Annotated in this window: 19 protein-coding genes and 2 tRNA genes; 7 read left to right on the top strand and 14 right to left on the bottom strand. The window is 58.8% G+C overall.

Annotated elements, in window-relative coordinates:
• Window positions 1-4: 4 nt before the first annotated feature.
• Together M8318_RS21750 and cydH are read right to left on the bottom strand one after the other, a co-directional pair.
• On the bottom strand, window positions 5-1,171 hold the full coding sequence (locus M8318_RS21750) for an MFS transporter (RefSeq protein WP_262664462.1): 1,167 nt from the start codon (window positions 1,169-1,171) through the stop codon (window positions 5-7).
• A gap of 163 nt (window positions 1,172-1,334) precedes the next feature.
• Window positions 1,335-1,424 (bottom strand): cytochrome bd-I oxidase subunit CydH, encoded by a 90-nt coding sequence (gene cydH, locus M8318_RS21745; RefSeq protein WP_106993692.1) that lies wholly within the window; start codon window positions 1,422-1,424, stop codon window positions 1,335-1,337.
• Between the two features lie 295 nt (window positions 1,425-1,719).
• On the opposite strand from cydH, the gene purR reads away from it, so the two are divergent.
• On the top strand, window positions 1,720-2,745 hold the full coding sequence (purR, locus tag M8318_RS21740) for an HTH-type transcriptional repressor PurR (RefSeq protein WP_106993691.1): 1,026 nt from the start codon (window positions 1,720-1,722) through the stop codon (window positions 2,743-2,745).
• Here purR and punR read toward each other — a convergent pair.
• Window positions 2,742-3,674 (bottom strand): DNA-binding transcriptional activator PunR, encoded by a 933-nt coding sequence (punR, locus tag M8318_RS21735; RefSeq protein WP_261643062.1) that lies wholly within the window; start codon window positions 3,672-3,674, stop codon window positions 2,742-2,744. The genes purR and punR overlap by 4 nt on opposite strands.
• 116 nt (window positions 3,675-3,790) lie before the next feature.
• On the opposite strand from punR, the gene punC reads away from it, so the two are divergent.
• Window positions 3,791-4,987: a purine nucleoside transporter PunC gene (gene punC, locus M8318_RS21730; protein ID WP_262664458.1), complete on the top strand. Its 1,197-nt coding sequence runs from the start codon at window positions 3,791-3,793 to the stop codon at window positions 4,985-4,987.
• Window positions 4,988-5,268: 281 nt separating this feature from the next.
• On the top strand, window positions 5,269-6,417 hold the full coding sequence (gene cfa / locus M8318_RS21725) for a cyclopropane fatty acyl phospholipid synthase (protein ID WP_262664457.1): 1,149 nt from the start codon (window positions 5,269-5,271) through the stop codon (window positions 6,415-6,417).
• A 33-nt stretch (window positions 6,418-6,450) separates the two neighbouring features.
• Here cfa and M8318_RS21720 read toward each other — a convergent pair whose 3' ends face one another.
• On the bottom strand, window positions 6,451-7,095 hold the full coding sequence (locus M8318_RS21720) for a riboflavin synthase subunit alpha (RefSeq protein WP_106993687.1): 645 nt from the start codon (window positions 7,093-7,095) through the stop codon (window positions 6,451-6,453).
• Between the two features lie 221 nt (window positions 7,096-7,316).
• Between M8318_RS21720 and mdtK the strand changes: the two genes are divergently transcribed.
• The 3 genes from mdtK (at window position 7,317) to M8318_RS21705 (ending at window position 9,006) form a co-directional block, all read left to right on the top strand.
• On the top strand, window positions 7,317-8,690 hold the full coding sequence (gene mdtK, locus M8318_RS21715) for an MdtK family multidrug efflux MATE transporter (protein ID WP_166182283.1): 1,374 nt from the start codon (window positions 7,317-7,319) through the stop codon (window positions 8,688-8,690).
• A 151-nt stretch (window positions 8,691-8,841) separates the two neighbouring features.
• A tRNA-Val gene (locus M8318_RS21710) sits at window positions 8,842-8,918 on the top strand.
• 11 nt (window positions 8,919-8,929) lie between these two features.
• A tRNA-Val gene (locus M8318_RS21705) sits at window positions 8,930-9,006 on the top strand.
• A gap of 69 nt (window positions 9,007-9,075) precedes the next feature.
• Here the strand turns inward: M8318_RS21705 and M8318_RS21700 are convergent.
• From M8318_RS21700 to M8318_RS21685, 4 genes are read right to left on the bottom strand one after another with little or no spacing between them, the layout of a single operon-like run.
• Window positions 9,076-9,894, bottom strand: coding sequence for a 4Fe-4S binding protein (locus M8318_RS21700; protein WP_262664456.1), 819 nt, complete (start codon window positions 9,892-9,894; stop codon window positions 9,076-9,078).
• A gap of 56 nt (window positions 9,895-9,950) precedes the next feature.
• On the bottom strand, window positions 9,951-10,784 hold the full coding sequence (locus M8318_RS21695; protein WP_262664455.1) for a dimethyl sulfoxide reductase anchor subunit family protein: 834 nt from the start codon (window positions 10,782-10,784) through the stop codon (window positions 9,951-9,953).
• Window positions 10,777-11,409, bottom strand: a complete 633-nt coding sequence (locus tag M8318_RS21690; protein WP_262664454.1) for a DMSO/selenate family reductase complex B subunit — start codon at window positions 11,407-11,409, stop codon at window positions 10,777-10,779. Before M8318_RS21690 ends, M8318_RS21695 begins: the two co-directional genes overlap by 8 nt.
• On the bottom strand, window positions 11,393-13,792 hold the full coding sequence (locus tag M8318_RS21685) for a DMSO/selenate family reductase complex A subunit (RefSeq protein ID WP_262664453.1): 2,400 nt from the start codon (window positions 13,790-13,792) through the stop codon (window positions 11,393-11,395). Before M8318_RS21685 ends, M8318_RS21690 begins: the two co-directional genes overlap by 17 nt.
• A 295-nt stretch (window positions 13,793-14,087) precedes the next feature.
• Here M8318_RS21685 and M8318_RS21680 point away from each other — a divergent pair, with 295 nt between their 5' ends.
• Window positions 14,088-15,698 (top strand): FAD-NAD(P)-binding protein, encoded by a 1,611-nt coding sequence (locus tag M8318_RS21680; protein WP_262664452.1) that lies wholly within the window; start codon window positions 14,088-14,090, stop codon window positions 15,696-15,698.
• Here the strand turns inward: M8318_RS21680 and M8318_RS21675 are convergent.
• From M8318_RS21675 to M8318_RS21650, 6 genes are all read right to left on the bottom strand, one after another.
• The gene (locus M8318_RS21675) at window positions 15,685-16,437 is read right to left on the bottom strand and encodes an amidase family protein (RefSeq protein WP_262664672.1); all 753 of its coding nucleotides are present in this window, start codon (window positions 16,435-16,437) and stop codon (window positions 15,685-15,687) included. The two genes, M8318_RS21680 and M8318_RS21675, sit on opposite strands and share 14 nt — an antisense overlap.
• Window positions 16,410-16,997: an amidase gene (locus tag M8318_RS21670; RefSeq protein WP_262664451.1), complete on the bottom strand. Its 588-nt coding sequence runs from the start codon at window positions 16,995-16,997 to the stop codon at window positions 16,410-16,412. Before M8318_RS21670 ends, M8318_RS21675 begins: the two co-directional genes overlap by 28 nt.
• 52 nt (window positions 16,998-17,049) lie before the next feature.
• The gene (gene hisD, locus M8318_RS21665; protein ID WP_262664450.1) at window positions 17,050-18,360 is read right to left on the bottom strand and encodes a histidinol dehydrogenase; all 1,311 of its coding nucleotides are present in this window, start codon (window positions 18,358-18,360) and stop codon (window positions 17,050-17,052) included.
• A complete protein-coding gene (locus tag M8318_RS21660) occupies window positions 18,360-19,499 on the bottom strand; it encodes a nuclear transport factor 2 family protein (RefSeq protein WP_225758969.1) in 1,140 nt (379 codons plus the stop codon). Before M8318_RS21660 ends, hisD begins: the two co-directional genes overlap by 1 nt.
• 118 nt (window positions 19,500-19,617) lie before the next feature.
• Window positions 19,618-20,589, bottom strand: a complete 972-nt coding sequence (locus tag M8318_RS21655; RefSeq protein WP_262664449.1) for a nuclear transport factor 2 family protein — start codon at window positions 20,587-20,589, stop codon at window positions 19,618-19,620.
• Window positions 20,586-21,656 (bottom strand): LacI family DNA-binding transcriptional regulator, encoded by a 1,071-nt coding sequence (locus M8318_RS21650; RefSeq protein WP_262664448.1) that lies wholly within the window; start codon window positions 21,654-21,656, stop codon window positions 20,586-20,588. The genes M8318_RS21655 and M8318_RS21650 overlap by 4 nt, the downstream gene beginning before the upstream one ends.
• Window positions 21,657-21,724: the final 68 nt, after the last annotated feature.

Genomic DNA, 21,724 nt, shown 5'->3' with positions numbered 1-21,724 from the left:
TATTTTATTCGGTGGCGCAAACCGGCTCGGGGTGTTTTCGCCCGGAGGCAAAGACCAGAATAAGTCCCAGGGCTGCAATAATCGCCCCCATCACCGGGACAAAGCTGTAACCCATCCCGCTGGAAATAACGGCCCCACCGGCAGCCGCCCCCAGCGCATTCCCCAGGTTAAAAGCACCGATATTTACCGACGACGATAAGCCTGGCGCATCGCTGGCCACGCGCATAACGCGCATCTGCAGCGGCGGAACCACCGCAAAGGTCGCCATACCCCAGACTACCATCGCCACGGCCGCGCCCACTTCATTACGCGCCAGCCACGGAATAGCTAGCATGATCACGATCAGCAGGAGTAAAAAGCCTTTCAGAGTGCCACTTACGGACTTGTCCGCCAGCTTGCCGCCGAGATAGTTGCCGATGGAGAAACCAACGCCAATCAGCACCAGCATGACGGTGATAAAGGCCGGCGTCGCCTGGTTGATATCATGCAGCACTGGGGCAATGTAGGTGTAGAGCGTAAACATCGCGCCAGCCCCGAGGACGGTAGTCAGCAAGGCAGATAACACCTGCGGCCGTAGCAGGACCGCCAGCTCTTTGCGCACCTCCGGCTTTTCACCCGCCCCGCCCGCTGGCAGGGAGAAGAACAGCGCGATTATTGAGACCACACCCAGCAGCGCGGTGGCCAGGAAGGACATGCGCCAGCCAATCACTTCACCCATCCAGGTTGCGGCCGGCACGCCGCCGATATTGGCGATGGTCAGGCCCATAAACATGGTGGCGACGGCGCTGGCCTGCTTATGCTTCGGCACTACGCTGGCAGCGACCACCGACCCGAGGCCAAAGAAGGCGCCGTGGTTCAGGCTGGTCAGAATTCGGGACAGCATCAGGGTGGTGTAATCCGGGGAAAGCGCCGACAGCACGTTACCGACGGTAAAGATCGCCATCAGGAAGATCAGCGCGTTACGGCGACCGCGATGGGACAGCAGCAGGGTCATCAGCGGCGCACCCACCATCACGCCGATGGCGTAGGCGCTGATCAGCATGCCCGCAGCGGGAATTGAGACATCCACGCCCCGGGCGATAACCGGCAGCAGGCCCATCGGGGAAAATTCGGTTGTGCCGATACCAAAGGCGCCAATGGCCAGGGCCAGCAGCGGAAAATTGATTCTCATACTTCAACTCCAGACACCGTGTCGTCAGGCGACACAGAACAATGAAGGCGAAAGCATGACACCAATCACAAAAAATGAGAAGTTAACAATTTGGCAAAAGATTTTTGCCGGGCGCGTAACAATCAGCGCAGGAACGAGGGAGAGCGGAACTCTCCCGCATCAATCAGTGCAGTGCCGCAGTCAGACCGCTGGCAACAATCAGACTCAGAACAATAATGGTGGTAATCAGCGAAAACTTAAGATCGGTACTCATCAATTTTTCTCCTTTTAATCACCCTATGAAGAGTGAGCCTGCTCATTTTTACACAGTTCCGGGTAAAAATCTTGCTGGATTTAGATTGATATCGGTTTTTGCTCTTCCCCTTTTGGCCAAGATAAGACAAAATTCCACGCTAAATTTATTAGCGTACCGGCCATTGACCCCCTCCTGACGTCCTGTGTCGTTTTCCCGGCGTACCGCAATTCAAATTGCGCAATTAGGGCGAGTGAAGGCAAACGTTTACCTATTGGTTTTTCAGGAGCTTAGATATGGTCTGGAGTGACATCTGATGGCAACAATTAAAGACGTGGCGAAACGCGCAAACGTTTCCACTACAACCGTATCACATGTTATTAACAAAACTCGCTTTGTCGCGGAAGAGACCCGTAACAACGTCTGGGCGGCCATTAAAGAGCTGCACTACTCTCCCAGCGCCGTAGCCCGCAGTCTGAAGGTTAATCACACCAAATCGATCGGCCTGCTGGCGACCAGCAGCGAAGCGCCCTATTTTGCGGAAATTATTGAAGCAGTAGAGAAGAACTGCTTCCAGAAGGGCTACACCCTGATCCTCGGCAACGCCTGGAACAGCCAGGAAAAACAGCGCGCCTATCTGTCGATGATGGCGCAGAAGCGCGTCGACGGCCTGATGGTGATGTGTTCCGAATACCCGGAATCCCTGCTGTCGATGCTGGAAGAGTATCGCAATATTCCGATGGTGGTGATGGACTGGGGCGAAGCCAAGGCTGACTTCACCGACTCGGTGATCGATAACGCTTTTGAAGGCGGCTACATGGCCGGGCGATATCTTATCGAACGCGGTCACCGTGAAATCGGGGTGATCCCGGGAGCGCTGGAGCGCAACACCGGCGCCGGGCGTCTGGCGGGCTTTATGAAAGCGATGGAAGAGGCCTTAATCACGGTCCCGGAAAACTGGATTGTGCAGGGCGACTTTGAACCGGAGTCCGGCTACCGCGCCATGCAGCAGATCCTCTCCCAGAGTCCGCGCCCGACCGCCATCTTCTGTGGCGGAGACATTATGGCAATGGGTGCGCTCTGTGCCGCCGATGAGATGGGCCTGCGCGTTCCGCAGGACGTTTCGCTGATCGGGTATGATAACGTGCGTAACGCCCGCTTCTTTACCCCGGCGCTGACCACCATCCACCAGCCAAAAGATTCGCTGGGGGAGACCGCCTTCAACATGCTGCTGGACCGTATCGTCAATAAGCGCGAAGAGTCCCAGTCAATTGAGGTGCATCCGCGCCTGATCGAACGCCGTTCCGTGGCGGATGGCCCGTTCCGCGACTACCGCCGTTAATCCTCTCCGGGAGCCAGCACCTCTGGCTCCCGCAGCCACTCCCGGTTCATCGTTTCACTGTCTCCCAGATAATCCAGCAGCCAGGCCAGGGCCGGTGACATATCGTTTTGTTGCCAGGTCAGGCAGCAGGCCGCATCCGGGAAAGGATTTTCCAGCGTCAGCTCGACCCACTTCCCGCTGTCGATCCACGGCCGGGCAAAATGCACCGGCACCATCCCCACGCACAGACCAGCCGAGAGGCAGGTGGCGGACGATTCCCAGTCCGGGGTGACGATCCGCCGCTGGTTATCCAGTAGCCAGGTGATGCGTTTCGGCAGCGAGCGGGAGGTGTCCTCACGCACCAGCGAGGGCCAGTTGCGCAGGGTATCATCGCTGAGCGGCCCTTCCATGGCGGCCAGCGGATGATGGCTGGCGACCACGCAGATCCAGCTCAGCGTGCCCATATCACGAAACGCATAGCGGCCCCCGACCGGGATCGCCTGGGTGGCACCGATCGCCATCTCCACCCTGCCGTCCGCCAGCGCGTCCCAGACGCCGTTAAAGACCTCCTGCGACACCCGCAGCTCGACGTCGGAAAAGTGGCGGTAAAAATCGACAATCATCTGCCGGGTGCGCTCGGGGCGCACGATATTATCCACCGCAATGGAGATATGGCTCCGCCAGCCGTTAGCGATCTGCTGACACTGTTCGCGGGTGATCTGCATTTTTTTGATAACAGACCGCCCCTCTTTGAGAAACCACGTCCCGGCAGGCGTGAGTTCCACGTCGCGGTGACGCCGCTCAAACAGCGGTACTGCCAGCCACTCCTCCAGCTGACGCACGGTGTAGCTGATGGCGGACGGGACGCGATGCAGCTCCTGCGCTGCTCCGCTGAAGCTGCCGTTACGCGCCACGGCATCCACCACTTCAAGAGAATATTCTGACCACATTTTCTGCCTGCAAAATTTTTGAATGCAACCGCCAAATATTAGCGTTTCACAAGCGGGTTTGCACTCCCTACACTCAGCGGCTACCCAAACCTGCGCCCAAACGGAGTAATAAAATAATGACACCCGGGAAAGGATTTTTAGTCTGGCTCGGCGGCTTAAGCGTGCTGGGCTTTCTCGCCACCGATATGTACCTGCCAGCCTTCGCCATCATGCAGGAAAATCTGCAAACCCCGGCGGCGGCCATCAGCGCCAGCCTGAGCCTGTTCCTGGCTGGCTTTGCCTTTGCTCAGCTGCTGTGGGGACCAATGTCCGACCGCTTCGGCCGTAAGCCAGTTTTACTGGCGGGCTTAGCCATTTTTGCCCTCGGCTGCCTCGGCATGCTGTGGGTTCGCGATGCCACCTGGCTGCTGGTGCTGCGCTTCATCCAGGCGGTGGGGGTTTGTGCCGCAGCGGTCACCTGGCAGGCGCTGGTGACCGACTACTACCCGGCCTCGCGCACTAACCGTATTTTTGCCACCATCATGCCGCTGGTCGGACTCTCTCCGGCGCTGGCCCCGTTGCTCGGCAGCTGGATCCTCGCCCATTTCAGCTGGCAGGCGATTTTTGCGGTGCTGTTTGTTATCACCCTGGTGCTGATGATCCCGGCCTTTAGCCTGAAGCCAGCGGCAGTGAAAAATGAACAACCTAAACAACGCGTCACCTTTATATCGCTGTTGCGCTCGCGTACCTATCGCGGCAACGTCCTGATTTATGCCGCCTGCTCTGCGAGCTTCTTCGCCTGGCTGACCGGCTCGCCGTTTATCCTCAGCGACATGGGCTACAGCCCGGCGGCGATCGGCCTGAGCTACGTCCCGCAGACCATCGCCTTTCTGATTGGTGGCTATGGCTGCCGTGCCGCGCTACAGAAATGGCAGGGTCATCAGATGCTGCCGTGGCTGCTGGGCCTGTTTGCCGTCAGCGTGATCGCCACCTGGGCGGTCGGGTTTATCCCGGGCGTGGGTCTGACTGAGCTGCTGATCCCCTTCTGTCTGATGGCGGTGGCGAACGGTGCGATCTACCCAATTGTGGTGGCCCAGGCCCTGCGTCCTTTCCCACAGGCGACCGGCAGCGCCGCCGCGCTGCAGAACACCCTGCAGTTGGGTCTCTGCTTCCTGGCGAGCCTGCTGGTGTCGTGGCTGATTGCCACCCCGCTGCTGACCACTACCAGCGTGATGGTGGTGACTGTGGTGCTGGCGGCGCTGGGCTATCGGATGCAGTACATCCCCGCCAGCCAGCGGGATGACAGCCTGCAGGCCGAATCGTCACGCGCCTGACAGAATATGTAGTTAGCTTGCTAACGATATCCTGTTGAATCACTGCGATATCAGTCCTATACTCACTGAAGCGTTCTGATAAATACTACAAATATTAAGTGTTAACGGGAGCCGGAGCGCTCCCGTTTTACCATGGATGGCCTTTCGGCAAGGGTCCTCTCCCTTCCTCTGTTCTACGTCGGATATTAGCCTCACGGGTCACTCCCGTGAAATTTCTCACTGTCCATAAAGAGCGTCTACGCTGTTTATGGGTTCTGATCACATCAGGTGATGGAGAAGCTATGAGTTCATCGTGTATAGAAGAAGTCAGCATCCGGAATGATGACTGGTTCCGGATCGTCAACGAATTGCTGAGCCGCGCGGGTATCACCATCAACGGCCCGGCATCCTCCGATCTACAAATTAAACACCCCGATTTTTTTAAACGCGTCCTGCAGCAGGGCTCGCTGGGTCTTGGCGAGAGCTATATGGACGGCTGGTGGGAGTGCGAGCGACTGGATATCTTTTTCAACAACGTCCTGCGGGCGGGCCTGGAAACACAGCTTCCCAGCCACCTGAAGGATACGCTACGGATCGCCACCGCCCGCCTGTTCAACCTGCAGAGTAAAAAACGTGCCTGGATCGTTGGCAAAGAACATTACGATCTCGGGAACGACCTGTTCAGCCGCATGCTCGACCCCACCATGCAGTACTCCTGCGGTTACTGGAAAGAGGCGATCACCCTCGAACAGGCCCAGCAGGATAAATTACGTCTGATATGCGAAAAACTGCAGTTGAAACCCGGCATGCGGGTGCTCGATATAGGCTGTGGCTGGGGTGGGCTGGCGCATTTTATGGCGTATCACTATGGCGTCAGCGTGGTGGGCGTGACCATCTCCGCTGAACAGCAAAAAATGGCTCAGGCGCGCTGTGAGGGGCTTGATGTCACCATCCTGCTGCAGGATTACCGCGACCTGCGCGACCAGTTCGATCGCATTGTCTCCGTGGGGATGTTTGAACATGTCGGGCCGAAGAACTACCGCACCTATTTTGAGGTGGTGGATCGCAACCTCAAGCCGGACGGTCTGTTTCTGCTGCACACCATCGGTTCACAAAAAACCGATCATCACGTCGACCCATGGATCGATAAATACATCTTTCCGAATGGCTGTTTACCCTCAGTTCGCCAGATTGCCAATGCCAGCGAAGCCCATTTTGTGATGGAAGACTGGCATAATTTCGGCGCTGATTACGATACGACCCTGATGGCATGGCATGAACGTTTCCTCGCCGCCTGGCCGGAGATCGCAGACAACTATTCCGAACGATTTAAACGGATGTTCAGCTATTACCTGAATGCCTGCGCCGGGGCGTTTCGCGCCCGTGATATTCATCTGTGGCAGGTGGTGTTCAGCCGCGGCGTGGAGAACGGTTTGCGGGTGGCACGCTAAACAAAACACCCCGGCTTGCCGGGGTGTTTTTTATCACGCGTCGTTGAGCGTCTGTTGGATGGCGGCTGCCTCTTTGGCCGCCAGTACGCGCTCCACGGTATCGACCACCGCCTGGGTTTGCGGATCGATTTCAATATTGACCCGATGACCCAGCTTTTTATTGCCGAGGGTGGTGCGCTGCAGGGTCTCCGGGATCAGGTGCACGCAGAAACGGGTTGGGGTCACTTCCCCCACCGTCAGGCTGATGCCGTCCACGCCAATAAATCCTTTATAAAGGATGTATTTCATTAATGACGGATCCTGAACTTTAAACCAGATCTGGCGGTTATTTTCTGAGGTCAGGATTTTAGAAATTTCCGCCGTGGTCATAATATGGCCCGACATTAAATGACCGCCGATTTCATCGCTGAATTTCGCCGCGCGCTCAACGTTAACGATATCGCCTTCAGCCAGTTCACCCAGGTTGGTGATGCGCAGCGTTTCCTTCATTAAATCGAAACTGATCAGGTTCCCGTTGATCTCGGTGACCGTCAGACAACACCCGTTGTGCGCAACCGATGCCCCGGTCTCCAGCCCATCGAGCATCTCATCCGGCAGGGCCACAACATGGGTTCGGAAGTTGGGTTTTTCATCAATGGACACCAGTTTCGCGGTGCCCTGCACAATACCAGTAAACATGCTTACAACTCCTGTTTGTTCCTTCGGTGATGACACCGTTTAATCTCACCACAATAACAGTTGAAAATAGAGGTTGCCAGTACCCCCCTTTTCTGGCGATTTTTTCACTAGATAATTAGCTTATCCCCGCTACAATAGCTGGAATTCCCCTCGTCTTTTTCTTGCTGCATTTCGCAGCGGCTTTTTCTTTATCAAATAACAACAATATCAAAGGTGTTCACGTGCAGAAGTACTTGATTGAAGCGCGTCAGTTATTAGCCCTGGCGATCCCGGTAATACTTGCGCAAATTGCCCAGACCTCGATGGGATTCGTCGATACCGTCATGGCGGGCGGCTACAGCGCCACCGATATGGCCGCGGTCGCCATCGGCACCTCTATCTGGCTGCCGGCTATTTTATTCGGTCACGGCCTGCTGCTGGCGTTAACCCCGACTGTTGCACAGCTCAACGGCTCCGGGCGTCGGGAACGTATTGCCCATCAGATCCGCCAGGGCTTCTGGCTGGCGGGTTTTGTCTCGGTGCTGATCATGATTGTCCTGTGGAATGCGGGCTATATTATTCACGCCATGCGCAATATTGATCCGGCCCTGGCGGATAAAGCCGTCGGCTATTTACGCGCCCTGCTCTGGGGGACGCCAGGTTATTTATTCTTCCAGGTGGCGCGTAACCAGTGCGAAGGTCTGGCGAAGACCAAACCGGGCATGGTGATGGGATTCATTGGGCTGCTGGTGAATATTCCGGTGAACTACATCTTTATTTACGGCCATTTCGGCATGCCGGAATTGGGTGGCGTCGGCTGCGGCGTGGCGACGGCGGCGGTGTACTGGGTCATGTTCTTCGGCATGCTCTCATACGTGAAGCGCGCCCGTTCCATGCGCGATATTCGCTACGAAGCCGGTTTCAGCAAACCGGACATGGCGGTGGTGAAACGTCTGATGCAGCTGGGCCTGCCCATCGCCCTGGCGCTGTTCTTCGAAGTGACGCTGTTCGCGGTGGTTGCCCTGCTGGTCTCCCCGCTGGGGATTGTCGACGTGGCCGGTCACCAGATCGCCCTTAACTTCAGCTCGCTGATGTTCGTTCTACCGCTGTCACTCGCTGCCTCCGTGACCATTCGCGTCGGGTATCGCCTCGGCCAGGGCTCAACCCTGGATGCGCAAACCGCCGCCCGCACCGGGATTGGCGTTGGGGTGTGCATGGCGGTCTGCACCGCCCTGTTCACCGTCACGCTGCGGGAGCAGATCGCCCTGCTGTATAACGACAATCCGGAAGTGGTGATCCTCGCCTCCCAGCTGATGCTGCTGGCGGCGGTGTATCAGATCTCCGACTCGATTCAGGTGATTGGCAGCGGCGTGCTGCGTGGCTATAAAGATACCCGCTCAATCTTCTTTATCACCTTTATCGCCTACTGGGTGCTGGGGCTGCCGAGCGGTTATATTCTGGCCCTCACCGACCTGGTAGTGGATCGGATGGGCCCCGCTGGCTTCTGGATGGGCTTTATTATCGGCTTAACCTCTGCCGCGATCATGATGATGCTGCGCATGCGCTTCCTGCAGCGTCAGCCATCAAGCGTAATTTTGCAACGCGCTGCACGCTAATTGCGCACCAGCCGCCTGCGGGCGGCTACTTTCTCTTCATTTTGCGCGGGAATACAGCAATCGCGTGAATTCGTGAAGAAATTTGCAGTTTTCCTCTTGCCTGATGCCCGCACTGCCGCTAATATTCGTCCCCGTTGTCACACACAACAATGCGTTCATAGCTCAGTTGGTTAGAGCACCACCTTGACATGGTGGGGGTCGTTGGTTCGAGTCCAATTGAACGCACCATTCTCTACAGTGCGTCCGTAGCTCAGTTGGTTAGAGCACCACCTTGACATGGTGGGGGTCGGTGGTTCGAGTCCACTCGGACGCACCATTTCAGTTAGTCCTCAGCAGTTCTCTTTTTTACTCTCTCGCTAATCAAACACCCTTTTAAACACATTACTCATGCTTCCCGCATACCGTACTGATGCCGCTGACACATCGCGCAGCGTTCCGTTTCCGGATCAAAGGTATAAAACGCCCGCTGGCAGCAACGGCAGGATTTTTGTATCCAGCTAAAGCGCTGCAGCCTGTTTTCACTTATCTGTTTTTCAATGCGAACCGCGTCCACGGGACAGACCACCGCGCAGCTGTTGCAGCCGGTACAGGATGACGATGAGAACGTCAGCGCCCCCTCGCTCAGGCTCAACGCCTTCTCTACACAGACTCTGGCGCAGGCACCGCAGGCCGTGCATTGCGTCTTATCCATGGCCAGCTGATATTCGCTGATTGCGGAAAATGCCTGACGACGGGCCCGACGCCCGGTGCGAACGGTGGCTGACTGAACGTCCGTTTCGCTGGCTTTGATAAAGTGTCGCCGCCCGGTGTTGATCGCTTTTGGCGGCGGTGGAAGGATCTGCCAGACCGGGGCATTCAGCGCCCGGAGCCGGATATTCAGTGTCGCAACGGCACGCACCCAGCCGGGGAAGGCGTCCATTTCCATCTCCACCGCGCGGATCCCGTGCTGCTGATGCCACATCAGTAACTCCCCAACGGACGGCTCCAGCGTGGAAAAAGGCGCCACCAGCGTCGATGCGGTATAGCGGCGGGTTTCAGGCCGAATGTTTTGCAGCGCATCCGTCGGACAGACAAACAGGCAGCGGCCACATTGCAGGCAATCCAGCTCGTTAATGGTCGGCGTGCAGGCCGTTGCGGTAATGGCCTGCACCGGACATGCCGCCACGCAGGCCTGGCAGTCGTGGCGGGGAAAGTGTTTGCGCAAGCAGGACTCCCCCACGCCGGGTGGCGCGGGGGGTTGCGTCAGGCGAAATAGCGCCATCAGTTAATGCAGAAGAACATAAAGCGGAACAACACTTCAGACAGCACCAGCAGCAGGCTGCCGACCATCAACCCGAGCTTACCCTGACGCCATGCGCTTACTGCAAACAGCAGCGCGCCGAGCACGGATAGGGTCCAGCTAAACAGTCGCAGACCGCTGAGCTGGGTGAAGATCTCCAGCGGCTGATGCGGCAGGGTGACAATTCCACTCAGGCTGGCGCTCGCCAGATACGCCATATAGTCCGGCTGCGCCAGCAAGCGGATCGCCACAATCGCCACCACCATCGCCGCCGCGAAACGCATCACTGACTGACGCTCCCGGGCCACGGACCGCGCTTTCAGCATCGGCAGCCATGCCAGCGCCACCGCGCCCAGCACGCCAACGGCGCCGTAAAACATCAGCCAGGTGTTGAAATGGCTCCAGGTGATGACCGACGTATGGGCATAGATCGCGCTCATGCACCAGACATCGATCAGCCCCAGCACCGTAGCAACAGGCAGTAACAGCGGGATCAGCTGCTTTCTGACCAGCATCACCAGTGTGCAAAGCCCTAACGCCGCCAGATACAGGCTGGCGAAGACGATCTCACGGCTCAGCCAGGAGCTGGCAACGTGACGCAGGGCGTTAAACGCGTTCAGCGGATAGCCGAGGTGCAGAGTGGAAACCACCAGCCCCAGGCCCCCGGCCACGCAGGCGATCAGCATCCCTGGCAACAGCTGGGGTTTAACCTCCGGCACGCGCGACCCCGCCCGGGCGGAGAGGGTCAGGAAGATCGTCATGCCCACCGAGCCCTGAACCAGCAGGGTAAAGATCAGAAGCGGTAACTCATGCATGCGGCTGTTCCTCTTTTTCTGCACCCTGATGCGCTTTAACCACCAGGTTAGGCCGGGTAATAGACGAATCCGGCAGGCCCTGCACGTCACAGAGGTTGCCGTACTTCGCACGCAGCTCCTCGATCGGCCCGAACTGGATCGCCCCCAGCGGACAGGTGGCAACACAAATTGGCTGTTCGCCTTTGGCCTGCAAATCCACGCAAAAATCGCATTTTGACATCTGCCCGGTCTCCTCATTCATCTGCGGCGCGCCGTAAGGACAGGACCAGGCGCAATAGCCGCAGCCAACGCATTTATTGGTATCGACGCGCACAATGCCGTCCCCCGGGCGCTTATGCATCGCCGTGGTCGGGCAGTTTTTGGTGCAAATCGGATCCGCGCAGTGGTTGCAGGAGATCGACAGGGTGTAGGCATAAACGTTATTGGCAAAGCCGCCCTGCCCGGTCGGGATAAACCCGCCGCCCTTCACCTCATAGACGCGGCGAAAACGGCGTCCCACCTCGAGGTTATGCTTGTCCTTACAGGCCACCTGGCAGGCTTTACACCCGGAGCAACGTGACGAGTCAATGAAAAAGCCAAGCTGCTTATCGCTGACCGGTGGGTATTCCTTATACTGCTGACTCATACTTTGCGACCTCCACAAGCATGGTTTGATGAGAATTGCCTTTCGCAAGCGGAGTAATGCGTGCGGAGCTCAGGACGTTGGCACACCCGCCGTGATCGACGCCTTCGGCATCCGGCTGCCACCAGGCCCCGGCCTGCATGGCGACTACTCCAGGCATAATGCGCATGGTGACTTCTGCCGGGACCTGGCAGACGCCGCGCTGGTTGTGAATACGCACGCTATCCCCCTGACGGATCCCGCGCTTCCGGGCATCTGACGGGTTGATCCACAGTTTTTGCACCTGCACTTCCTGCAGCCAGGGGTTGGCATACTGCGTGGAGTTGGCGCGGTTTTTCCCTTTCCAGGTGATCAGCTGGAGCGGGAACTGCTTCGCGAGCGCATCCTCCGGGCCTTCGTGCGCCGGAACGTAATGCGACAGCGCCGGGATCTCCGGGTTATTCATGTCGTACAAACGCTTCGAGAAGATCTCAATTTTCCCGGACGGCGTCGGGAAGGGATGATTCTGCGGATCGCGGATGTTGTCTTCAAAGGCGATATGCGGCTTGCCCTTAAAAAGATGCTGACGTTTTTCCCGCAGCTCGGCGAACGTCGGCAGATGTTCATCCGGCATGGAAAGACGGGTCTGCTCCCAGATATGCTCAATCCACGCCTGCTCGGTGCGGCCTTCGCTGAACTGCGGCTCGATCCCCAGCTTAGCGGCGACTTCACGCTGCCAGTCATAGTCAGAGCGGCGTTCAAACTCCGGCTCAATCAGCTTCTCTGACAGGATCAGATAGCTTGCCGTTCCCCAGGTTTCCCCGATGTTCCAGCGTTCCATAAAGCTGGTTTCCGGTAACAGCAGATCCGCATAGCGGGCGCTCGGGGTCATATAGAGGTCGCTGGCGACGATAAACTCGATCTTTGACTCATCCTCAAGCACCTTCACCGCCTGATGCAGATCCGGGTTCTGGTTCGCCAGGTAGTTGCCCGCCAGCGAGAAGAGGATCCGGATATTGCTCTGGAGCTTATCCCCGCCTTTCAGCCCCTGCTCTGCCGTCACCTTGCTGGCATCGTCGGCGGCCTGCACCCAGTTCATGATTGAGATGCTCTCTTTGACCGCGTTATCTGGCATCTCCGGGCCTGCGGCGAATTTACGGTTGCTGCTGCCGCCATAGCCTGCTGCCCAGCCGCCCTTAATGCCGACGTTGCCGGTAAGGGTTGCCAGCAGCGTCGACCCGCGGGCAGTACGCTCGCCGCAGTTATGGCGCTGCGGACCCCAGCCCTGAATCAGGGCCGCCGGTTTGGTGTTGGCGTAGTCGCGCGCCAGCTGGCGAATGGTCTGGGCCGGGACGCGGGTGATCTTTTCCGCCCACTCGGGGGTTTTAACCTGACCGTCTTTATCCCCCATCAGGTAGGCCACCAGCGATTCGTTGGCGGGCACGCCCTCCGGCATGGAGGCCTCGTCAAAGCCGAGGGTATAGCGATCGATAAAGGCTTTATCGTGCAGATTTTCGCTGACGATGACGTACATCATCGCGTCCATCAGGGCATTGTCGGTGGCGGGCAGCAGCGGGATCCACTCATCCGCCAGCGACGCCACGGTATCGGAGTAGCGCGGATCGACGACGATAAAGCGGGTGCCGTTCTGTTTCATCTGCTGAAAATAGTGGTTGGTATGGCCGAAGATGGTTTCGGTCGGGTTGTGCCCCCACAAAATCACCAGCTTTGTCTCGGCGAGGGTATCCAGCGAGTTACCGCTGGCGGCCGTGCCGTAGGTATAAGGCGTGGCGGCGGCGGTGTTGCCCATACTCACCGAGTGGTAGTACTCCAGATAGCCCCCGGTGAGATTGAGCAGACGACGCATCATCTTATCGCCGGAGAAGGTGCCCCCGCTGGTGGCGGTATTGTTGTGTACAAAGCGGCACGCCGGGCCATATTTGGCGGTAATGCGCTGCAGGTTATCGGCAATCAGCGTGGTGGCTTCTTCCCAGGAGATGCGCTCAAACTTCCCCTCGCCCCGTTTGCCGACGCGCTTCATCGGATATTTCAGGCGATCCGGGTGGTAGACAAACTTGCGATAGCTGCGACCGCGCACGCAGGCGCGCATCACCGGCATCTCTGGATCGAGCGCGCTATCCGGGCGAGTGGTTATCTGGGTGACCACGCCGTCCGCGACGTGGGCGCGGATATCGCATTTACCACCGCAGTCAAAGGTGCTACAGGTCTGGACGACGCGTTCCGCAGCTCCTGTGACGTCTGATGCCGTTCCGGCTTCGCTTTTGGCGGCAAGGGCCTTGCCGGACATCACAAAGGGCAGCGTCACCAGCGCTGAGCTGGCCTTGAGCAGTCCCCGGCGCGTGATTTCGGGAAAAAGCGCGTCCCTTTTTTCTTTGCGTTCTGACATGTTGTTCCCTCTCAAAAAAGAGGTGCATTCTTCCCCATAACCCCAATTCGGTATTTGATATGAATCAAGTGAGAAAATGTGCCCTGTACTACGCGCGATATTTTTATTTTATTTAGCTAAAACAATTGAGTATGCGAATGTTATTTTTCATATACATTCATAAAACTAATGAATTAGGGGTATGCCACGACTGCCGATTTGCTCATTTTGCGTTTTCAACCACACTTATTTTTCATGGATTAATAACGCGCGGGCCTGAGACGATGTCAGGCAAGCAAAAAAAGGGTGAGCATTGATGAAAAGGATCGCCATTATCGGCGCAGGGCCGACCGGCATTTATACGTTTTTCTCGCTACTGAACCATGGGACGCCGCTTTGCATCACGGTTTATGAGCAGGCTGAAAAAGCCGGGGTTGGCATGCCCTACAGCGATGAAGACAACTCAAGACTGATGCTGGCCAACATCGCCAGCATTGAAATTCCCCCCATCTTTTCCACCTATATTGACTGGCTGCGTACCCAGGACGATGCCCATCTGGCGCGCTACGGCGTGGAGAAATCGACCCTGCATGTGCGCCAGTTCCTGCCGCGCATCCTGCTGGGGGAATATTTCCGCGACCAGTTTGTTCAACTGGTCGAGGAGGCGAAAAAAGTGGGCTTTGAAGTGGAAGTGCGCGAGTCCTGCCAGGTCACCGACGTGGAGGCCACGCCTGAGGGGGTTAATCTCTGGGCCGAGGGTGAGCCGACACCGAAGCAGTTCGATCTGGCGGTAATCGCCACCGGACACGTCTGGCCGGATGAGGAGGCCGCATCGCGATCCTTCTTCCCGAGTCCGTGGTCCGGGCTGATGGAGGCCAAAATCCCCGCCTGCGACGTCGGCATTATGGGCACCTCGCTGAGCGGGCTGGATGCGGCGATGGCGGTGGCCGTTCAGCACGGTACATTTATTGAATCCGAAGATGAACAGATCCAGTTCCGGCTGGATGAGGGCAGCGAGGCGCTGAAGATTGTGCTGATGTCCCGCTCGGGGATCCTGCCCGAAGCCGACTTTTACTGCCCGATCCCCTACGAGCCGCTGACCATCGCCACGGAAGCGGCAATAGATGCCGCTATCGAACAGGGCTCAGAGGGATTACTGGATCGCATCTTTGACCTCATTGTGGCCGAGCTGCAGCACGCCGACCCGCAGTGGAGCAAGGCGGTGGCGTTAGAGACCCTGACGGCTGACACCATTCGCGAGGCCTGGTTTGCCGACCGGGAAAAACAGGGCCCGTTCCGCTGGGCGGTCTCTAACCTTGATGAAGTGGAGCGCAACAAGCGCGACAAACGCACGGTGCCGTGGCGCTACACCATCCTGCGCCTGCACGAGGCCGTGGAGAAGATTGTTCCCCATCTGACTGAAGAGGACAGAGAGCGCTTTAAGGTCGGTCTGGCGCGTATTTTCATCGACAACTATGCGGCGATCCCCTCCCAGTCGATCCGCCGTCTGCTGGCCCTGCGCGAAGCGGGCGTTATCAGCATTCTTACCCTGGGTGCTGATTATGAGCTGGCGTTGAAAGAGGATCGGACGGTGATCCATGTCGAAGGCGAAGCCTGGTATTTCGATGTGTTTATTGACGCGCGCGGGCAGCAACCGCTCAAAACCAAAGATCTGCCGTTTCCGGTCCTGCGCCACCAGCTGGAGTCCGCCGGAGAGGACATTCCTGATGTCGGGGACGACTATACCCTGCTGGCTCCCGACTATCTGCGCGGGAAAATTGCCTTCGGTGCTCTGCCGTACCTGATGCACGATCGCCCCTTTGTGCAGGGGCTGGTGGTGTGCGCCGAGATCGGCGAGGCGATGGCCAAAGCCGCCGTGCAACCCGCCTCGCGGGTGCGCAGATGGCTGCGATTTACCCCAGACTGAAGGCGGTTTCACAGGCGGCGGCCAGCGCCAGTAAGGAGGATTCATCTCCGGCGCAAGAGAGCATTTCGAGCCCTACGGGGAAGCCGGTTTGCGTGCGACCGCAGGGGAGCGTGATGGCGGCAAAGCCGCTGATGGCCGCCAGTTCGGGGCCGCAGCCGGGGGGCATTTTCTCGAGGCTGTCCGGAACCCGGCTCACCGTTGGGTAGAGAAAACCGTCGAGTCGCCCCTGCTCTGCTACCTGTCCCAGGGCCTGTTGCAGCCGACGCCGCAGCTGCCGTCCGGCAAACCACTCCGGCGTTTTTAACCTCTCGCTGGCGAGCATCCGGGTCAGGAGCGGCATAAATTCCGGCAAAAATTGCCCGGAGGCGACAATCCCCCGGAGCCCTTCAGGTGCGCCGGGGTGCTGCTGTATCCAGACGTCAAACCCCACGCGAAATTCAGACAGGCTCAGACAGGTCGCCTTTGCCAGTTCGGACAGGATCGGCAGGTCAATGTCGACGATCGTCGCGCCGTGCCGCCTTAAGGTGGCGATAGCGTCATGCCAGACGGCCAGTTGCTGAGGATCACGCCCTTCCAGGGCGCGGATAACGCCCAACCGCACGCCTTTCAGCGACAGAGGTTGAACGGTGCCAGACGTCTGGCCATGGATAATCGCATGCAACAGGGCTGCGTCCTGCACGCTATGCACCATCGGCCCCACCGTGTCTTTACTCAGGGAGAGCGGCGCGATGCCCTGCATCTGCACCCGGCGCACCCGCGCCTCAACCCCACCAGCCCGGTATAGCTGCACGGGATGCGGATCGAGCCGCCGGTATCGGTGCCGAGCGCGCCTTCCGCCATCCCGGCCGCCACCGCCGCCGCGCTGCCCCCGCTGGAGCCGCCTGCGGTGATACCCGGAAACTGCGGGTGACGCACATCCCCGCCAAGGGAGCTGCGGGAGCGGACGTCAAAGGCAAACTCAGACATGTTCGCCCGGGCGAGAATAATCGCCCCGGCCTGCCGTAGCCGACGCACCACCAGGGCATCGGTGGTGGCCCGCAGCTGCGCCAGCGCGGCGCAACCTAATGTCAGGGGCAGCCCGGCGCAGGCGATATTATCTTTCACGATCAGCGGTACGCCGTGCAGCGGGCCCAACACAGTGCCGCGACGCCGCTGCCTCTGGCACTCCGCCGCCTCAGCAAGGGCATCCGGATTAACCCCGAGAATGGCGTTCAGCTGCGGGTTCGCGTCGATAGTGGCCAGCCGTTGGGTTATCTCCGCCACACAATCCGCGGGGGGAATCAGCCGTTGTTTTTTCATAGCATCCTTTAGTATGCCGGAGGCCAGGCCCGCGCCCGGCCTCCCGTCGCATTTAGTCGCGCAGCCCGGAGGTGATGGCATCCAGTGCCTCTGGACGCAGACGGATCTCCGCCGCACGGCGGTGGGCCTGCATCCCCTCGGTACGGCTCTGGCGGATCGCCGGTTCGGCAATGGCGGCAATACCTTGCTCGTCGATCCACTGATGGGTACAGATCTTAACGTAAGCCCCCACCCACAGCCCGCCGGTATAGCGCGCCGCCGCCATGGTCGGCAGAGTATGGTTGGTGCCGCAGCATTTATCCGAGAACACCACGCTGGCATTCTGGCCGATAAACAGCGAGCCGTAATTGCGGATTTTCGCCGCCGTGCCGTGCGGATCCCGGGTATGGACCTGCAGATGCTCGGTGGCCATGTAGTCTGCGAAGGCGATCAGCTGCTCATCGCTGTCACAGACTACAATTTCACCCTGACGACGCCACGCCTCGCCCGCCGTAGCGGCGGTAGGCAGGTTTTTCAGCTGGCGCTCGATCTCTGCCAGGGTGCCTTCGGCAATCGCCCGGCTGGTGGTGGCCAGCCCCACGCGGGTATGGACATCATGCTCGGCCTGGGCCAGCAGGTCGGCGGCAATAATGCGCGCATCGGCGCTGTCGTCGGCGATGGTGAAGATCTCGCTCGGTCCGGCCAGGGCGTCGATCCCCACCTTGCCGAATACCTGGCGCTTGGCCTCGTTCACAAAGGCGTTGCCCGGCCCGACAATTTTATCCACCGCCGGGACGCTTTCGGTGCCCCAGGCCATGGCGGCGATGGCCTGCGCCCCGCCGATTTTAAAGATCCGATGCGCCCCGGCCAGGTGGCAGACCGCAATCATCGCCGGGTGCGCCGCAGGCGGCAGGCAGGCAATGATCTGCTCGCATCCGGCCACCGTCGCCGGCACGATGGACATCACCGGCGCGGAGAGGATCGGGTAGCGGCCGCCCGGGACGTAACAGCCCACCGTCTGGACGGGGATAATACGGTGCCCCAGATGGACGCCGGGCAGGGTTTCCACCTCCAGCGGCTGCATGGTGGCGAGCTGGGCCTCGGCAAAGCGGCGCACCTGCTGGATGGCAAACTCGCTGTCGCGGCGGGTCTGGGGATCCATCTCCCTGAGCGCGGTTTCGATCTCCTCAGCACTGACTTCAAACTGCGCCGGAACCACCTTATCAAACTGCTGAGAATAGCTTCTCAAGGCCTCGTCGCCGTCAGCTTTTACGCGCTCAATAATGGCGCTGACCGTGTCGGTTAACGACCTGTCGGCCTGCGCATCCTGCCCCTGGGGACGTTTGATCCAGCTCACCTGGTCAACAATTGACTGTACAGACATTACGCTTCCTCCATTTGACCCAGTTTGATTTGCGCCAGCAGCGCCAGGTGATCGTAAACCACCCACTCGTCGACGATTTTGCCGTTGATAATGTGGTAATGAGACATGCCCATCACGAACAGGCGTTCACCGGTCGGTTTACCCAGCTCGCCGTAGCCCAGATGATGCCCCTCAATAATCCAGCGCACCGCCACCTTGGTGCCGCCCTCCTCGCACGGGTTGGAGCAGATATGCTGCGGCAGCCAGGCGCCGTCCGGGATCATGCCGATCAGGGCCAGGGTCTGGTGGGTGACCGACGCCGTGCCGTACAGCTCTTTCATCAGCGGGCCGTGCCACTGGACGTTCGGGGCGTAGACCTCTTTGATCTTGCCCAGCATCCGGCGGTTGTAGATTTCGTGCAGCCAGCGCAGGCACTGCTCTTCGGTGTCGGTATGGGCAATGGAGACGTCGCAGACCATTTCCGGCGGATACTGCCCCAGCATGCGGCCGTTTTCGCCGATGTCGGTGACGCGAAAGCCCTTGTCGAACTGCTCTTTCGCCATGTTGAAGGCAATCTCGTCGGTATTGAGCCCCAGCTGCTTCATCAGGGACATGTTGTCGCTCACCACCCACTCCCGGTAGATTTTGTTCTCGTGGATCATGCAGTCGGCCACGGTGCGGGTGACGAAGGTGCGGTTGGTCGGCTTGCCCAGATGGCTGAACTGGGTATGACGTCCGCTGCCGGTGACCAGGTGCGAGGTATAGAAGCCGTCCACGTCGTTGCCATTCCAGATCACCTGGGTAGCCATGCCGCGGCGCTCCGGGAAGGCCACCAGACGCTGAAGGGTATCCTGCACCACCTGCTCGCGGGTATAGAGAGTGCCCAGCGCGTTATATAACACGCAGTTGTGGGTATAGTGGGTGTAAATTAATCCCACGTCGCGTTCATCCCATATTTTATGGGTACAGCGAACGATATAATCAACAATATCGGTATAGCACTCATCGAATCCGCGTAATGATTGTACGCGCGGACGTTTCTCCGGGACTAAATCAATAAAGTCCCGGCGTTCAATTTGTAATACTGGTTCGTCGCGGGTGAGTTTACTGTTTTTTTCAGGTACGGCTGGCGCTTTATTTGTTGCTTCGGTTGAAGACATATAAACTCCTGCATCTATTTTCAGACAATACGATCCCGCACCCGGAATGGATGGAGAAGAGAGCCGCAATCGCTATTGCGGCGGATTTAAAAAATGTTTTTAGATAACGATATTGCGTTTAATTAACGAGTTGTGACCAGATAGCTAATTCATCAATGCCTAAATATTCGCGAATAATTAACCCATCGCGTAATTCCAGCTGGCTGATACCGGTAATAGAGACCGGTTTACGGGTCGGTACGCCAAATTTTCCGTAGCCGTCGTGCCAGGTCAGCAGCGACCAGCGCAGGGAAATGCGCACCGGCTCACTGGGATCCCGACGCACGATCAGGTGGTGCAGCTGTACCTCGCTGTCGGCAAACGACGCCCGGTAGCCCGACAGCAGCGCGGCGATCTCCTGCTCGCCGGTGCCGATGCAGTGCCCAGGCGCATAGAGCGTGGCGGCTGGATGGTACAGGCCCGGCACGGTGCCGCTGTTGCCCCCCGCCCACATCGTCAGATAGCGCTCCACCACGCCGGCAATCGGCCCATCGACGTCGTCGCCTTCAGGCCCACCCGCCCAACGGGCATCGAGGGTTTCCGCGCTTTCACGCACCATTCCCAGCTGGTTCTGCATCACGCCCAGGTTGCGCGCGAACTCCTGCACGTTGAGTCCTAACTGGGCCACAATTGCCGCCCGGTCCTGCAGGAGCCACTCCTGGCGCACGGCGCCCTCGGCACAAATCCGGTCGGCCCAGGTACGCACCCAGACGGTTTTCCCGGTTGGCGGACCGAAAAAGCCCTCCCCCTGATGGCGGATGCAGGCAATCGTGCGCTGGGCGGCGTAGTGCTCATCCCCTGGATTCTGCGTCGCCAGAATATCTTCCGTCAGCACCGTACGCTGGGGGAAGCTGTGCATCGCCTCCAGGGTCAGACGCATAAACTGCGAGAGATCGTTAAGCTGCTTCTCCGGGGTGATAAACACCACCGGCGTGGCGTAAAAATCTGCCAGCTGGCCAATGTCTTTTTGCTCCCAGACCACATGCGTCAGGGTGAGAATAAACTGCTGGATAGAGTCGAACTGGGGGCTGAAGCCCGGCAATCTGCTCATTTGTCCTCCTGGGTCTGGAACACGTAATTACCCTCTGCATCAATAGTGCCCGTATGCGGGCGGCGCGCAGAGTGGCGAACCACCAGCCTGCCCGGGACGATAACCTGTTCTGGTTCAATAGTGCCGCTGTCGATCTGCTTCATCAGTAGCTCCACCGTGGCGGCGACCATCGCCTCTACCGGCTGCGAGGCAGAGGTTAATGCGTAGGATGCCCAGCCGGACGGGCCAATATCGTCGTAGCCAATGATCGAGACGTCCTCCGGGATGCGCAGGCCAAACTCGTACCGCGCCACATCCATCACTATGACGGCCATATGATCGTTGGCGACGAAAATGGCATCCGGTGCGGGCGACGCGGAGAAGAGCGCGTATGCCGCGCGGGCAGTCTGCTGCGCATCGTAATTACCGTTAACCACCCGGACGTCATCAGCCCCCTGCTCCTGCAGAGCCGCCAGATACCCGCGCTGGCGAGCTATGTTGACGGACGAGTCCGCCACGCCGCCCACGTAAGCAAAGCGCTGATGACCAGCGGCTAGTAAAAATTCAGCAATCTGACGGGCAGCCGCCTCGTTATTGCTGTTGACGCTGGAGGCCATGCCGCTCTCTTCGCTGCGGTTAAACAGCACCACCGGGATCCCGGCAGCGAGGCACTCCTCGGAGAGATCCAGCGACAGCGTCACCGAAGCCAGCACGATGCCGTCCACGCGGTACTGCATGATCTGGTCGAAAATCCGATCCACGTTCCCCTCGCGATCGCCGACAAACAGCAGCAGGTGGTAGTTGAGGGTGTCCAGCTTTTGCGCCAGCGCCTCCAGTACCTGAGGGTAAAACTGGTTATCAAAATAGGAGATCACCACCCCGATGATCCGCGACCGGGCGGTATTAAGCGAACGCGCAATGGCGTTCGGCCGATAGCCCAGCTCCCGCGCCGCCTTGAGCACTTTTTCACGCGTGGCCGGCGAGATGCTGGCTCCCGGCGTGAAGGTGCGCGACACCGCCGACTGTGATACGCCCGCCAGCTGCGCCACCTGCTGAGAGGTCACCGCTGTAAAAGTCTTACGTTTCATTGCCCTGAGTCCTTATCCCTTTCGCTTCCCCATTCTGGCACAGATTCAAGGCGTTAAGCCGGTCACCT

Origin of the sequence: Leclercia tamurae, assembly GCF_025566055.1 — a bacterium.
In the GTDB taxonomy this organism is placed as follows: Bacteria; Pseudomonadota; Gammaproteobacteria; order Enterobacterales; family Enterobacteriaceae; genus Enterobacter; species Enterobacter tamurae.
This window is presented reverse-complemented; position numbering and strand designations above follow the sequence as displayed.

What these genes read in the sequence shown, in the direction of transcription:
- M8318_RS21655 (WP_262664449.1), bottom strand. Translation starts at nt 20,589, where the DNA reads ATGAGCAGATTGCCGGGCTTCAGCCCCCAGTTCGACTCTATCCAGCAG.
- cydH (WP_106993692.1), bottom strand. Translation starts at nt 1,424, where the DNA reads ATGAGTACCGATCTTAAGTTTTCGCTGATTACCACCATTATTGTTCTG.
- punC (WP_262664458.1), top strand. Translation starts at nt 3,791, where the DNA reads ATGACACCCGGGAAAGGATTTTTAGTCTGGCTCGGCGGCTTAAGCGTG.
- M8318_RS21670 (WP_262664451.1), bottom strand. Translation starts at nt 16,997, where the DNA reads ATGAAAAAACAACGGCTGATTCCCCCCGCGGATTGTGTGGCGGAGATA.
- M8318_RS21680 (WP_262664452.1), top strand. Translation starts at nt 14,088, where the DNA reads ATGAAAAGGATCGCCATTATCGGCGCAGGGCCGACCGGCATTTATACG.
- M8318_RS21685 (WP_262664453.1), bottom strand. Translation starts at nt 13,792, where the DNA reads ATGTCAGAACGCAAAGAAAAAAGGGACGCGCTTTTTCCCGAAATCACG.
- M8318_RS21650 (WP_262664448.1), bottom strand. Translation starts at nt 21,656, where the DNA reads ATGAAACGTAAGACTTTTACAGCGGTGACCTCTCAGCAGGTGGCGCAG.
- punR (WP_261643062.1), bottom strand. Translation starts at nt 3,674, where the DNA reads ATGTGGTCAGAATATTCTCTTGAAGTGGTGGATGCCGTGGCGCGTAAC.
- M8318_RS21695 (WP_262664455.1), bottom strand. Translation starts at nt 10,784, where the DNA reads ATGCATGAGTTACCGCTTCTGATCTTTACCCTGCTGGTTCAGGGCTCG.
- M8318_RS21750 (WP_262664462.1), bottom strand. Translation starts at nt 1,171, where the DNA reads ATGAGAATCAATTTTCCGCTGCTGGCCCTGGCCATTGGCGCCTTTGGT.
- cfa (WP_262664457.1), top strand. Translation starts at nt 5,269, where the DNA reads ATGAGTTCATCGTGTATAGAAGAAGTCAGCATCCGGAATGATGACTGG.
- M8318_RS21675 (WP_262664672.1), bottom strand. Translation starts at nt 16,437, where the DNA reads ATGCAGGGCATCGCGCCGCTCTCCCTGAGTAAAGACACGGTGGGGCCG.
- M8318_RS21720 (WP_106993687.1), bottom strand. Translation starts at nt 7,095, where the DNA reads ATGTTTACTGGTATTGTGCAGGGCACCGCGAAACTGGTGTCCATTGAT.
- hisD (WP_262664450.1), bottom strand. Translation starts at nt 18,360, where the DNA reads ATGTCTGTACAGTCAATTGTTGACCAGGTGAGCTGGATCAAACGTCCC.
- purR (WP_106993691.1), top strand. Translation starts at nt 1,720, where the DNA reads ATGGCAACAATTAAAGACGTGGCGAAACGCGCAAACGTTTCCACTACA.
- M8318_RS21690 (WP_262664454.1), bottom strand. Translation starts at nt 11,409, where the DNA reads ATGAGTCAGCAGTATAAGGAATACCCACCGGTCAGCGATAAGCAGCTT.
- M8318_RS21660 (WP_225758969.1), bottom strand. Translation starts at nt 19,499, where the DNA reads ATGTCTTCAACCGAAGCAACAAATAAAGCGCCAGCCGTACCTGAAAAA.